This window comes from Enterovibrio norvegicus FF-33 (genome assembly GCF_000286835.2).
In the GTDB taxonomy this organism is placed as follows: domain Bacteria; phylum Pseudomonadota; class Gammaproteobacteria; order Enterobacterales; family Vibrionaceae; genus Enterovibrio; species Enterovibrio norvegicus_A.
The window spans coordinates 1-496 of the sequence record NZ_AJYD02000012.1 but is presented as its reverse complement, the minus strand read 5'-3'; the positions used below and the strand labels follow the sequence as shown (position 1 = coordinate 496).

Genomic DNA, 496 nt, shown 5'->3' with positions numbered 1-496 from the left:
GTGTTAGTGGAAGCCTCTGGAAAGTGGCGCGATACAGGGTGATAGCCCCGTACACGACAATGCTTTTATTGTGAAAACGAGTAGGACGGGACACGTGGTATCCTGTCTGAACATGGGGGGACCATCCTCCAAGGCTAAATACTCCTGACTGACCGATAGTGAACCAGTACCGTGAGGGAAAGGCGAAAAGAACCCCTGTGAGGGGAGTGAAATAGAACCTGAAACCGTGTACGTACAAGCAGTGGGAGCCTCTTCGTGGGGTGACTGCGTACCTTTTGTATAATGGGTCAGCGACTTACTTTTAGTAGCAAGGTTAACCGAATAGGGGAGCCGTAGGGAAACCGAGTCTTAACTGGGCGAATAAGTTGCTAGGAGTAGACCCGAAACCGAGTGATCTAGCCATGGGCAGGTTGAAGATTGAGTAACATCAATTGGAGGACCGAACCGACTAATGTTGAAAAATTAGCGGATGACTTGTGGCTAGGGGTGAAAGGCC

At 50.0% G+C, this 496-nt stretch carries 1 rRNA gene; it reads left to right on the top strand.

Annotation, left to right across the window (positions count from 1 at the left end):
- Positions 1 to 496: ribosomal RNA gene (locus A1OO_RS02435) — 23S ribosomal RNA — on the top strand; the annotation flags it as partial.